The sequence below is a fragment of the Lacihabitans lacunae genome (genome assembly GCF_042649125.1).
GTDB classification, from domain to species: Bacteria; Bacteroidota; Bacteroidia; order Cytophagales; family Spirosomataceae; genus Leadbetterella; species Leadbetterella lacunae.
The window spans coordinates 4,823,804-4,838,146 of the sequence record NZ_JBHRYQ010000001.1; the positions used below are offsets into that span (position 1 = coordinate 4,823,804).

At 39.1% G+C, this 14,343-nt stretch carries 7 protein-coding genes; 5 read left to right on the top strand and 2 right to left on the bottom strand.

The window, feature by feature from the left end; genetic code table 11:
- The first annotated feature begins 66 nt into the window (after positions 1–66).
- Both ACFOOI_RS20450 and ACFOOI_RS20455 read left to right on the top strand, forming a co-directional pair.
- Positions 67–6,000, top strand: a complete 5,934-nt coding sequence (locus ACFOOI_RS20450; RefSeq protein ID WP_379839953.1) for an Ig-like domain-containing protein — start codon at positions 67–69, stop codon at positions 5,998–6,000.
- Between the two features lie 163 nt (positions 6,001–6,163).
- The gene (locus ACFOOI_RS20455) at positions 6,164–7,576 is read left to right on the top strand and encodes an MBL fold metallo-hydrolase (protein WP_379839954.1); all 1,413 of its coding nucleotides are present in this window, start codon (positions 6,164–6,166) and stop codon (positions 7,574–7,576) included.
- A gap of 37 nt (positions 7,577–7,613) precedes the next feature.
- On the opposite strand, the gene ACFOOI_RS20460 is transcribed toward ACFOOI_RS20455, so the two are convergent.
- Together ACFOOI_RS20460 and ligA are read right to left on the bottom strand one after the other, a co-directional pair.
- Complete coding sequence (locus ACFOOI_RS20460; protein WP_379839955.1) at positions 7,614–8,996, bottom strand: MATE family efflux transporter; 1,383 nt, start codon at positions 8,994–8,996, stop codon at positions 7,614–7,616.
- 24 nt (positions 8,997–9,020) lie between these two features.
- On the bottom strand, positions 9,021–11,105 hold the full coding sequence (gene ligA / locus ACFOOI_RS20465; protein WP_379839956.1) for an NAD-dependent DNA ligase LigA: 2,085 nt from the start codon (positions 11,103–11,105) through the stop codon (positions 9,021–9,023).
- 243 nt (positions 11,106–11,348) lie between these two features.
- On the opposite strand from ligA, the gene ACFOOI_RS20470 reads away from it, so the two are divergent.
- Genes ACFOOI_RS20470 through ACFOOI_RS20480 form a run of 3 tightly spaced genes read left to right on the top strand, consistent with a single transcriptional unit; the run spans position 11,349 to position 14,327 of the window.
- Positions 11,349–12,320: an oxygenase MpaB family protein gene (locus tag ACFOOI_RS20470; protein WP_379839957.1), complete on the top strand. Its 972-nt coding sequence runs from the start codon at positions 11,349–11,351 to the stop codon at positions 12,318–12,320.
- Positions 12,321–12,325: 5 nt separating this feature from the next.
- Entirely contained in the window at positions 12,326–12,964 is a 639-nt protein-coding gene (locus tag ACFOOI_RS20475) for a TetR family transcriptional regulator C-terminal domain-containing protein (RefSeq protein WP_379839958.1), read from the top strand.
- Positions 12,965–12,998: 34 nt separating this feature from the next.
- The gene (locus ACFOOI_RS20480) at positions 12,999–14,327 is read left to right on the top strand and encodes an ABC1 kinase family protein (RefSeq protein ID WP_379839959.1); all 1,329 of its coding nucleotides are present in this window, start codon (positions 12,999–13,001) and stop codon (positions 14,325–14,327) included.
- The last annotated feature ends 16 nt before the right edge of the window (positions 14,328–14,343 follow it).

Sequence of the window (14,343 nt, forward strand, 5' to 3'; positions counted from 1 at the left end):
ATAAATAATTATTTTTGTAAAAATACTTCTCAGAATAAAGTTTAAATACTCCATATAATACGCAAGATGAAAAGACTTATCCTTATCCTAATCTCACTCATCGTTCCATTTTTATCTTATTCACAAGCTACAGTGCCGTTTGTTTGTAGTGATGGTTTTGGTTACACATTTAATGGTACTCCCTCGGATGTTTATGAGGTAAATCTCCAAACGGGTGTTAATACTTTAAGAAAAGACAATGTTTCTACAGGAGCAGTCTCTGTAGGATATAACCCAGTAGATAATTTTATTTGGGCGGTAGATAAGGTTACTGCAAATTTGGTTAAAATTGACAAGAATTTTAATATCACCAATTATCCTTCAAATCTACCCAAAAATATACACGTAGCAGATGTGGATAGTAAGGGTATTTTTTATGGTCTATCAGGAACCAAACTTTACAGGTATGACCTAAATACCAATCCACCTACCCAGTTATCAACGATAAACTTAAATTCGAATCCTGGTCTTTCAGATTTTTCATTTAATCCATTAGACGGATTTATATATGGGGTTCAAAATGATGGAGATATAGTAAAAATAAATCCGACAAATGGAACCGTAACCATTGTAAGAAGAATAAGTGGAATTACTAATCAAACTTATGGAGCTTGTTATTTTGATGGAGACGGTACGCTTTATATTAGTGGAAATTCAAATGGGAATATTTATAAAATAAGTAATACAGGCCTAAGTTCAACTTCCTCTGAAAGTGCCGTCTTGTTTTCGACGGGACCTACTGCGGGAGCAAATGACGGAGCAAGATGTGCTTCTGCTCCATTGTGCAAAGTGAGTACTACAATACCAAGCTTAAGTCAATCGTCGATTACAAATACATGTGAGTCTTCAACAGTAAACTTAGGCTCAGTTTCTGCTTCTAATACCCCAGATGGTACCTCACTTACCTGGCACACAGCCTCTCCAGTCTCTAACGGAAATAAAATTTCTGATGTGTCAAGTTTAGGTGCAGGAACTTATTATGCATCTTTTTATGATGCTCAAAATAACTGCTACAGTGCAAATGATATTTCGTTTGTGGTTACTATTAACCCTGTTCCAGTAACACCTACAGGCGTAAGCGTCAGTAACTCTTCGGTGTGTGCTAATGCTCCCGTGAATCTTATAGGTAGTTGTACTGTAGGTACATTAACTTGGTATGAAGGCAGTACTTCTGGTACATTAGTTGGAACAGGGAGTCCTTTTACTGTTACGCCAGCTGCTACCAAATCATATGTGGCAGTTTGTAAAACCACATCTCCCGTTTGTGTGAGTAACGCCAGTAGTCCAGTTACAATTACTGTAAACCCAAAACCTTCGGCTCCAGTACTATCTGCGGGAAGCAGCACCATTTGTGATGGAACTAGTACAACCATTACCGCTCAAGGCTGTTCGGGAACAGTAAATTGGTCAACCGGAGCAACTGGAAGTTCAATAACCGTAAACCCAAATTTAGCAGCTTCGCCTGCTACATATTCGGCTACCTGTACCAATAGCTCAGGTTGCGTAAGCTTAAGCTCGTCACAAGTTATACAAGTTGTGAGTTCTGCTACGTATTTTTCAGTAGACAAAGTAAGTGTCTGTTCGGGTAGTTCGGTTACCATTACAGTTGGTGGTTGTTCGGGAACAAAAGAGTATTTTGCCGATGGAAGTTCAATAAATACTTCTAGTAATAATTCATTTGTACATTCGCCATCCTCTACTACTATTTACACAGTAAAATGTGATGGTGTAGATATTATATCATGTGCCAATAACAGTACACAAGTAAGTGTATCGGTTATAAGTACACCAAGTGCACTAACGGTTTCAGGTGCTACCACGATATGTAAAGGAGCTAGTGCCACTTTAACGGCATCTGCCTGTACGGGCGGAACAATCATTTGGTCAAATTCAGAAACTGGCAGCTCAATAAATGTTAGTCCAAGTACCACTACAGACTATACCGCAACTTGCTTAAAGAATGGATGTGAAAGTTTAGTTTCTAATATTGCACAAGTAACCGTAGAGTTAATCCCTACATCTCCAACCGGTACTTCATCCGTTACTATTTGTCAAGGTGAGTCAGCAACATTGGCTGGGTCGTGTGCCAGCGGAACTTTAAAATGGTATAATCAAGTAGGGTTAACCACAATTGCCACAATGCCAGTTAGCCCTAGTAGCACCAAAACATATTATGGGGTATGTGAATCTGCAAATTGTAAAAGTTCGGATATCCAAGCTACTGTTACAGTAAATGCAAAACCAAACGCACCCACAGGTTTAAATGCGAATCCTTCTACTATTTGTTCGGGAGAATCTACGTTTTTGTCTGGAAACTGTACGAATGGGTCATCTTTGGTTTGGTATACGACCTCGGGGCTCATAACCCCGCTTGTATCAAGTACAGTAAAGCCCACTAACACCACAATTTATTACGGTTCATGTGAAAAAGCAGGCTGTAAAAGTACACCGGGAACTATAACTGTAACTGTAAATGCCTCTCCAGCTATACCTACTGTTACAAGTGCCTCTACTAATATTTGCAGTGGAAGTTCTTATGCTTTAACAGGTTCATGTGCTTCGGGTTCTACGCTTCAATGGTTTTTAGGTGTAGTAGATGACTCTTCTTTAGAAGGAACAGGCTCATCGGTTTCTGTTAGCCCAACCGAAACCAGTACGTATGTTTCTAACTGTAAAAGTAATAGCAATAGTTGTCAAAGTTTAAAGGGAAGTTCTGTAACTATTAATGTGGTAGACACACCCGTAGCACCAACTAGTGTTACAGTTTCTAAATCTCAAATATGTTCGGGTGAAAGTATAACCTTGTCAGGGAACTGCGTTTCGCCTAGTACTTTGAAATGGTATACTGATGCTGGTTTAACTGCGGAGGTAAGTTCGCCACAGTCGCCGACTAGCAACACTACATATTATGGTTCGTGTGTTATAGGAGTTTGTAAGAGTTCTGTAGTCTCTAAAGATGTTAATGTAACTACCACACCTGCTCAACCCGCTGGCCTTTCGGCTACTAGTACAAGTATCTGTCAAAATCAAAGTACAACACTTTCGGCTTCATGTGCTTCAGGAACTCTTACTTGGTATACAGATGCGGCTCTAACTTCTACTTTAGCAAGTACTTCTGTGCAACCGTCTTCATCTACCACATATTATGCTTCCTGTGTAAATGGTGCATGTAAAAGCCCTTCTGCAAATATTTCTATTACGGTAACTTCAACTCCACCTACACCCACAGGTTTAACAGTTTCAGATTTAAATGTTTGTTCAGGAGAAAGCTTTAACCTGACAGGATCTTGTAGTACCGGTACTTTAAAATGGTATAGCGATGCTGCTTTAACTACCGCTCAAAACCCAACAGGAATCAGTATTTCTTCTACTAAAACTTATTATGCCGTTTGTGAAGTAGGTATATGTAAAGGTATTTCTGTGCCAAAAACTGTAGAAGTAAGCGAGCTACCTGGCCCACCAACCATAGTACCTAGCAGCAGGAACCTATGTTTAGGCTTTTCATTAACATTGTCAGCTACGGGCTGCACAGGTAATGTTACTTGGTATCTCGACGGTTCAGTGGTTCAAACTTCAGCCACTTTGGTGCTCACACCTACTACAGCAGGTGTAAACAATTACCAGGCTGTTTGTACTAACACAGGGACTACATGTGCTAGTCCGCTTAGTGGTGCTTCGGTTATCACCGTAATAGCACCTCCCGTGGATCCAAGTATTTCAATATCAAATAATTCAATTTGCGAAGGAAGTCCTGTAACGCTTACGTCACAAAACTGTAGTGGAACCACAAACTGGTTTTTAAGTGGCTCGCCTGCAACCAATATTGGTTCTACAAATCCGCTTACACATACACCTGCTGCATCTGGTTCATATTATGCAACGTGTACTTCATCAAGCTCTGTGGTAGAATGTGAGTCAGGTAGCTCTGCACCTGTCAACTTTACAGTTAAGCCTTTGCCAACTAAGCCCACAATTTCTACAACAAAGGCGAATATTTGTGCTGGAGAAAATACAACTATCAGTGCAGTATGTGCTACCGGAAGTGCCATTTGGTCAAATGGGGAGACAGGGGCATCTATCACCGTTAGTCCGCAAGTTACCACCATTTATACCGCTAAATGTATTTTAAATAATTGCGAAAGCTTGGTTTCGGATAATCAAACCATAACTGTTACCGCCATTCCGACAGCTCCAACGGCTATTTCTGCTGGAAGTATTTGTGCGGGAGCTAGTTCTACTTTAGAAGCAACTTGTGCATCTGGAACTATAAAATGGTACTCGGATGCTGCCCTTACTACTTTAGTTACAAGTCCAGTTTCACCTACCGTTACTACTACCTATTATGGAAGTTGTCAGTTAAATTCATGCAATGGACCAAGCGGTTCGGTAATTGTAAATGTAACGCCTATTCCGGCTGCCCCCGCAAGTATTAGTGCCTCAAGTACTTCAATTTGTAACGGGCTAAGTACGCAGCTTTTTGCGAGCTGTGCATCTGGAGCACTTAAATGGTATGAAGAGGCAGGCCTAGTTACTGAACTAGGAAGTAATACAGTAAGCCCTACCGCTACCAAAACATACTATGCTTCATGTGTAAATAATACGTGTAAAAGTGCTTCATCAAGTATTGAAATTACGGTTATTGATTTACCAGTAGCACCTACTTTATCAACTTCTAAAAGTCAGGTATGCTCGGGAGAAGATTTTACGCTTACAGCTTCAGGTTGTACTGGAACTATACTTTGGTCTGACGCTGCCACTGCTGCCGTTCGAACATTATCTTTAACTTCTACTAAAACCTTTACAGCTACTTGTAAAAATGCATCGGGATGTATTTCGTTAAATAGTGCTCCACTCAGTATTACCGTAACAGATATACCGGCTTTACCTATTATTTCAGCTAATAAATACTCAATTTGTCCGACTGAATCTGTTATATTAAGTGGATCAGGCTGCTCAGGTACTTTGAATTGGTACAAGTCTGATGCACCCACTACTTCTCTTGGAACCACTGCTACACTTACGGTTAATCCAGCTTCTTCGTCTGCATATTTTGCTACATGTACTACTGTGCCAGTTGGGTGTGTTTCAGATGCGTCTGACAATGTGGCCATCACAGTAAAAGCTTTGCCAGTTATTACAGATATAGTAACACCTGTTTGTCAAGACGGCACAAATTCATTAGTTGCATTTCAGACCTCAGGAAATTCGGCAAGTGTCGTTAGTGTTAGTGGAGGATATTCGGCTGTGTTTGATTCAGATGGAAGAGAAACCGACACAGGAAATGACACAAGGAGGGTTTGGGTAATAGAAGGGATTGCGAATGCTACAACTATTAATGTAACTGTAAACGAAAATGGTTGCGAAACTCTGAAGAGTTATACCACTAGCGATTGCTCAGCCGCGATAGCTTTTCCTGTAGATATATTATGGTTTAAAGGAATTCCTTCAAAAGATAAAGTGAAACTTCAATGGTTAGTTGCCAATGAAAGTGAGATTGCAAAATTTGAAGTCCAAAGAAGTGCAGATGCCAAAGGTTTTGAAACCCTAGGAGCAGTTGGAGCTAAAAATATTAAAGACAGTCATTTATATACTTTTGATGACACCAAGCCTAAACAAGGTATTAATTATTACAAAATAAAGGTTACAGAGTTTAGTGGAAACGTTTTTTATTCAAAAATAATAGGCGTAGACTTTAAAGAAACAGCTGAGTTTATATGGAAAGTTAGTCCCAACCCAATTAAGTTAGTAGATAACAAGCTAATCATATCTACAAACGGAGCAGAAGAGATATTGGGTATCGATATTTATACAAGCACAGGTATTAGATTAAAGTCAGCTTGGGCTTTGAATGTATCCAATCAATATTCGCTTTCGATTGGCAATTTGCCGCCCGCCATTTATCTGATAAAAGTCAGTACTTTGGGAGGTATTTCAACAAAAAGAATAGTAGTAGAGAAATAACAAAAAGTATGGAAGTCCGGTTTTTATGATCCTTCTCATGAAACCGGACTTTTGTAATTAATATCACAAAATGTTCGTGAAGAAATTCTGAAATTTGGTATGAAGTCGTAACGATAGCGACTTAAGAAACATTTGTTTTTTAACTAAAAACCATTTTTCAATTATGCAAATCGAACAAATTTACACGGGCTGTTTAGCCGAAGCTGCTTATTACATTGAGTCAAACGGCGAAGTCGCCATCATTGATCCATTACGTGAAACCGGGCCATATTTAGAAAGAGCCAAAAAAGATAATGCCAAAATTAAGTATGTCTTAGAAACTCATTTTCATGCTGATTTTGTGTCTGGACACCTAGATCTCGCTTCACAAACAGGAGCTACCATAGTTTTTGGACCAACTGCAGAACCTGGCTACCCGGCTCACATAGCCAAAGACAACGAGATTCTTCCTTTAGGAAATATATTTATCAAAGTTTTACATACACCTGGTCACACCATGGAATCATCTAGTTTTTTATTATTAGATGAAAACAAAAAAGAAGTGGCGGTTTTCACTGGCGACGCCTTATTTATAGGCGATGTAGGTAGACCTGACTTGGCAGTAAAAACTGATTTGAGTCAAGAAGACCTAGCCGGTCATTTATACGAAAGTCTTCAAAATAAAATCCTTACTCTTCCTGATTCGATCACTATTTATCCGGGCCATGGTGCGGGGTCAGCTTGTGGTAAAAATATGAGTAAAGAAACCACCGATACATTGGGCAACCAAAAGAAAACTAACTATGCATTACAAGCCAAATCTAAAGAAGAGTTTGTGGCGTCAGTGTTAGATGGTTTGGTAGCTCCTCCGCAATATTTCCCCAAAAATGCGGTAATGAACAAACTGGGATATGAAAGTATAGAAAATGTGCTAGATCGTGGATTAAAGGCATTAAGCCCGAACGCATTTGATGCAGCTGCCAATGAGACAGAAGCTCTGCTTTTAGATGTAAGAGATCCACAAGACTTTGCGAAAGGTCATGTGCCAAATTCTATCAACATTGGCTTAGATGGCGTGTTTGCGACTTGGGTGGGTACTTTAATTCCAGATCTTAAACAAGAATTGTTGCTAATCGCTTATCCGGGCAAAGAAGAAGAGGCTATCACTCGCTTGTCACGTGTAGGGTATGATTACACCATTGGTTATTTAAGTGGAGGTTATGAAGCGTGGGTCGCTGCTGATAAAGAAATTGAAACGGTAGATTGTATAGAGCCAGAAGCATTCGCAGCTAAATTTAAAGAAAATCCTAAATTGGATGTCCTTGATATTAGAAAAGAAAGTGAGTACAATGCAGAGCATATCGAAGGCGTTAAAAACTTCCCTTTAGATTTTATAAATCAAAATATGGCGGAATTGTCAAAAGACAAAACCTATTATTTGCATTGTGCAGGAGGCTATAGATCTATGATAATGTCGTCGATATTAAAAGCCAGAGGTTTCCATAACTTAGTAAATATCAACGGTGGGTTTGCCGCTCTCAAACAAACAGGAGAATTTAAATTAACAGAATATCAAGAACCAAAAACAATGCTATAAAACCAAATGAAAGCCCCTTAATCGGGGCTTTTTTTAATTAGAACTTAATCGTGTTTGTTTTCCATCTACCTGTTTTAAAATAGATTATTGCCAAAATAGCTAAAATAGTTTCGCTTATTACGATTGACCAAAACACGCCCGTTTGCTGTAATTCTAAATTTTTAGCTAAATAATAAGCCAAAGGGATTTCGATAATCCAGAAACAAATGACATTTAATACAGTAGGCGTTACGGTATCTCCCGAGCCATTGATGGCTTGCGACATTACCATTCCGAATCCAAAGAAAATATATCCGGCACAAAGGATTTTTAGACATTCTACTCCGGTATTTACAGCCACCACATTGTCGGTAAATAACATAACCAATGGTTGAGCAAAAATGAAAAAGAAAATAGCCACAATTCCCAAAAAGGCCATATTGAATAATCCTGCTCGCCAAGCAGACGAAGCAGCTCTGCCGGGTTGGTTGGCACCGAGGTTTTGACCCACCAAAGTTGAGGCAGAGTTAGCTAAGCCCCATGAGGGTAGAATAGTGAAAACGATAATCCTGATAGCGATGGTGTAACCTGCCACTACTTCCGCTCCAAAATCAGATAATATACGAATTAGAAATACCCAAGAGGCGGATTGAATGATGAATTGACCTGCCCCTCCGGCCGATAATTTCATAATTTCGCCTAACAATGGCCAATCTAAATGCCAATTTTTGATATCAATTCTAATATTAAATTTCGTAGAGAAAAATGCTCTTAGTTGAATGAAAACACCTACACTTCTACCGATTATTGTCGCATATGCCGCTCCTGCCACACCAAGGTGCAAAATAGGAACAAAAAGGAAATCCAAACCCATATTTAAAAGGTTGGCAATTACCATAGCTCGCATGGCTTTTGAGGCATTTCCGGCTCCACGCAAAGCCCCACCAAGTGAAAAAAGGAGTAGGATAATAGGTGAGCTAATAAACTGGATTTGAGTATAAACCAATCCTTCTGCAATGAGCTCTTCGGAGCCGCCCATTAGTCTTAAAATATCTGCTGAATATATAAATCCAAAAATACCAATGATTAAGCCTATACAGCCCGAAATATTCATGATTTGCATGAGTGACTTTGAGGCTTCAGCTGGTTTCTTTTCTCCTATTTTTCTGGCAATAATGGCAGTAGCCGCTATGCTAACGCCCCATGCGATAGAGTAAATTATGGTTAAAACAGACTCTGTGAGACCTACAGTCGCCATGCCGTTTATTCCCACATATTTGGCCACAAAAAAAGCATCGACCAATGCAAAAAGTGACTCAAAGAGCATTTCGATTACCATAGGAACCGAAAGTAAAAACAAGGCCTTGTTGATAGAAATGCTGGTGTAATCGAGGTTTTCGTCTCCTTTGAGTGCCTGTAAAAACAGTTTTAAATATTTCATTCGATAAGTCCGGATGCTTTATTGTTAAATTTGATTTATTAGTCCTGTAAACTCTTCTTCGCTGATCATTTTGACGCCAAGAGTTTCGGCTTTTTTAAGTTTTGATGGGCCTGCACCTTCACCTACAATAAGAAAGTCTAGCTTTTTTGAAACTCCCGAAACCAACTTTCCGCCGTTGGCTTCTATTTTTTGCTCCAATTCTTCTCTGGAATACCCTTCGAATGTGCCCGTGTATAAGAAAGTTTTGCCATCTAAACTGTTGCCTTCTAACTCCAACACTATGTTTTCAGCTTCCATTTTTAGGCCTGAGTTTTCAAGTTTTTCCACGAAAATCTGATTAACAGGTTCTTTAAAATATGAAATAACACTTATGGCTACCTTTTCGCCTACGTCGGGTACTTGAAGTAGCTCCTCCACGGTGGCCTTTTTGAGATTTTCCATGGTTTTAAAATATGAGGCAAGTTTTTGGGCGGTGGTTTCTCCTACAAACCTGATTCCCATTCCAAAAAGCACTTTAGAAAACGGTTGTTCTTTAGATTTTTCTATTCCATCCAAAATATTTTGAACAGTTTTTTCTTTAAAACTAATTTTTCGTTCTTTCCCAGTTACTTCGTCTACGTGCGTTTTTTCTATTCCTAAAATATCCTCAGAGCGTAATTTATATAAATCGGCGGCATCTTTTATAATGTCGTTATTCATCAATATCTCTATTTTGCCTTCCCCAAGACTGTCGATATTCATCGCCTTTCGCTGTATAAAATGCTCCACACGGCCTTTGATTTGCGGAGGACAAAGTGCTTCGTTTGGACAATAATACGCAGCTTCGCCTTCGGCTCTCACTAAGGTGGTTGCACATGCAGGGCAGGCAGTTGGGAATATTACTTTATTTGCTTCTCGGTCATCAGCATTTCTTATAAAACTAGCATCCACTCCAGTTATTTTCGGGATTATTTCTCCCGCTTTTTCTACGAAAACTTTATCACCAATGGCTATTCCCAATCGTTCTATTTCGTCTGCATTGTGTAAGGTGGCTCTTCTGACAGTGGTCATCGAAAGTTCCACTGGTTCCAGTTCTGCTACGGGCGTTATAGCCCCAGTTCTACCCACTTGATAGGTTACATTTTTTAGAATCGTTGATTTAGATTCGGCTTTGTATTTGTATGCGATGGCCCATCTTGGACTTTTTGAGGTAAAGCCAAGGTCTTCACGTTGGGCATAGGAGTTGATTTTGATTACAATGCCGTCTGTAGCACAGCTAAGTGAGTGTCTTTTTTCGCTCCAATGGTTTATGTAGGCGATTACTTCCTCTATGGTTTTTACTTTTTGCCACGAATCTGAAACTTTAAATCCTTGTTTTTTTAAAGCTATTAAACTCTCTTCGTGAGTTTTAAAAGGTTCATTGTCAGACATAAACTGATAAATGAAACAATCCAGCCCTCTGCTAGCCACCACAGCCGAATCCTGCATTTTGAATGTGCCTGCGGCTGCATTTCTTGGGTTTGCCAAAGTGGCTTCGCCTATGTCTTCTTTTTCCTGATTTATTCTTTCAAAAACCTCGGTGGGCATAAAGCCTTCACCTCTAATTTCGAAGGTGCTTTTCCAAACCTCGTCGCTTAGGTCTGTGTTTTTGTTTTTTGAAATTTTTAGAGGCAATGATCGGATCGTCTTTATGTTGGTTGTGATGTCATCGCCTTGTGAGCCATCGCCTCGGGTTACGCCACGGGTCAATATGCCGTTTTCGTAGGTCAGCGAAAGCGATATTCCATCAAATTTTATTTCGCATATGTATTCGTATTCTTCGCCATTTAAGCCCTTTTTTATGCGGTCGTCCCATTCACGGAGTTCGTCTTCGCTGTAGGTATTTGACAGAGAAAGCATGGGGTATTTATGTTTTACGGCTTCAAAAGATTTGGTAACAGTACCACCCACACGATGGGTTGGGGAGTCGGCTCTTTTTGATTCTGGGTTGGCTTCTTCGAGTTTTTCAAGTTCTTTTAATAGCAAGTCAAATTCCTGGTCGCTGATTTCAGAAACGGCATCTTGATAATACCTGTCGTTGTAGTGGTTAAGTAAATCTGTTAGCTCATTTATCCGGTCAATAGCAGCCATATATCAAGGTTTTTTCTTCAAATTTAATGGAAAAAAAGATTCGGACTTGGAGTTTGTATTTTTTTGATGAAAAAATCTTAAAAAAAATGGTACAAGAGGCAGTGTTATTTTAGAATGAAGATTAATGTACTTCCCAATTGCTAAAATACATAAAACAATTACCACTGTTTTCTGCTTTGAATTAAAACAAAAGAAAAATACGACAAGTTATAAGCTTGAACATATTTTAATACTATTACTAAAATGGCAGAATCCAAGGAAATGGATATTTTACGAAACACGGGAGACGCAGCAGCTGATGAGCTGATGGCCCTGCTTTTCGAAAAATACCAGCACAAAATGGGAGCGATGTTGATGCCTATTTTACACAATTTTAATAAAACAGATTATAATACGCTTGACGAAAATATTGTAGTCTTTTTTAAAGAAAACAGCACATTGCCAGCATGGTACAATATAAAAGAAACCATTAGAGCTACGGATTATTACACCCGAAATCAGCAAGCCATTGGCGTAGTGTTAGGTTGTTATTCTTTGCCTTATTGTTATTTGGGAGAAGACGGAGCAAGGGTGTTGGGTTTTTCGGGGAGAATTAAAAAAGACACCTACAATAGGCTAAAAGAGACGGGGCAATACTTGAGAAAAGTAATGAATTACGACCACTGGGAGTCAGGTGTGGTTTTTGAAATAATTCTTAAAGTAAGACTTCTGCACGCCTTTTGGAGATTTATGGTGCTAAAGTCTGACAAATGGGACTCGAGCTGGGGTGTGCCCATCAATCAAGAGGACTTGCTGGGTACTAATTTGGCTTTTTCGTTAATTGTGCTACGTGGCCTAAAAAAACTTGGGCATTCTGTAGATCAGGCCTACGAAAAAGCCTACCTGCATCACTGGGCGGTTATTGGGCACGTATTGGGTTTATGTCCAGATCTGATGGTTTTTAATATAAAAGATGCCATTAAAATGGATAAGGTAATAGCCCAGCGTCAGTTTAAAACTTCAGAGATTGGTCAGGAGCTTACACATTCGCTGATGAATGCTTACACAGAAGCCACTGGTAGTAAATTAGCTAGTGAATTTTTCAAGAGCCAATCACGTTTTTTATTAGGAGAGAAGTATGCAAATTGGTTAGGAATTCCGGAATCTAGTTTTCCGCTTTCGGTCCTGCATGCATTTAATAAAACCTCTTCGTTTATGTCGAATATTTATGCTTAATAACAATGAAAAATAAAATCAAAGAAAGTTATGTGTTGTTCGTGTTAAATCACGGACATGAGCCCGAGTCCATCTATAAATTTGCCAAAGATTTAGAACTCACCGAAGCCGAGTTTTATGAGAATTTCAACTCCTTTAAGCAAATAAACGCTGAGATTTGGAAAGGCTATTTTGAAAATACGATGGCCAATATCAAAGCCGAAGAGGTTTTTGATAGCTACATTGTGCGTGAAAAGCTCCTTTCGTTTTTTTACACACTAATAGAAGAAATGAAAGGCAACAGAAGTTTTATTCTGAAAGGATATGAAACTTTAGAAAAGCCACTCAATATGAAGAAAAATGCGGAGTTGGCAGATGCCAAACGTGTTTTTGTGGATTTTATAAATGAACTGGTAATAGAAGGTCAAGAAACACGCGAAGTAGAGTCGCGTCCGATTCCGCAAATAACGGCCAAGTATCCGGAGTGGATTTGGATGTTGGCTTTGAGTATTATTGATTTTTGGATAAAAGATGACAGCAAACTTTTCGAAAAAACCGATACATTGATAGAGAAATCAGTAAATACTACCATGGATTGGATGGCCCGCACTCCGTTAGATTCGCTTTTTGATCTTGGAAAGTTTTTGTTTCAAAACAGGGCTTAATGTGTTGATTGCCTAAAAAGACACAGAAAATATTATGAAAAATCAGGAAAGTATACCTACTTCAAAAGTGGCCAGAGCTACCCAGTTTGTGAAAGCTACAGCCAAAGTAGGTGGAAATTATATAAAACATTACAGTAAAAAATTAGTGGATCCGTCTTTGTCAAAAGATGAACTTCATGCCGAAAATGCCAAAGATGTATATGACACTTTGAGCAAACTTAAAGGCAGTGCCTTAAAAATGGCTCAGATGATGAGTATGGACAAGAACCTTTTGCCACGAGCATACACAGACAAATTTGCGATGTCTCAGTATTCTGCACCGCCGCTGTCGGCTCCTTTGGTGCTTAAAACTTTCAAGAGCAGTGTTGGTAAATCTCCGAGTGAGATTTTCGACACATTTGATTTTGAGGCATCAAATGCCGCATCTATTGGGCAAGTACACCGTGCAGTAAAAGATGGTAAGCAGTTGGCAGTAAAAATCCAATACCCTGGAGTGGCAAGTAGCATCAGTTCTGATTTAAGAATGGCCCGTCCGTTGGCAGTGCAGTTGCTTAAACTCAATGACGCTGAGATAGATAGGTATTTTAAGGAAGTAGAAACAAAGCTTTTAGAAGAAGCCGATTATACACTTGAGCTTAGGCGTTCGCAGGAAATAACGGAGCAATGCAGCAAAATTGATAACTTGTTTTTTCCTAAGTATTACCCTGAGTATTCTTCAGAGAGAATTATAACCATGGACTGGTTAAATGGCCTTCATTTGAAAGAGTTTTTGGCTACAAATCCAGACCAAGAAACTAGAAATCAGGTTGGGCAAGCCCTTTGGGATTTTTACCACTATCAAATGCACGAACTCAAGGCGGTTCACGCAGACCCGCATCCAGGAAATTTCCTTTTTACCAATCAAGGCAAACTCGGAATCATAGATTTTGGATGTATTAAAGAGATTCCGGCAGATTTTTATGACACCTATTTTGCATTGATAAATCCGGCTATATTGAATCATAAAGATAAAATGATGGCTATTTTCAGAGAATTAGAATTTATTCTCGACGAAGATTCTCCTGAGTTAGTTACATTTTTCTTTGATCTTTTCTATAAAATGATTGAACTACTTGGTAGACCATTCGCTGAGTCTACGTTTGACTTTGGAGATGATTCTTATGTAGACGAAGTATATGGGTATTTTGAGTACGTAGCGGGTATTGATGAACTTAAAAACGCCAATGCAGCCAGAGGTTCTCAGCACGGTTTGTACATCAATCGTACATTTTTTGGCCTATATACTTTATTAAATGATTTAAAAGCAAAGGTTAACATCTCGTTGCCTGAGCAATTTGTAATAAAAGAGGCAGGTTTGGTTTAAAACGATATATGACACT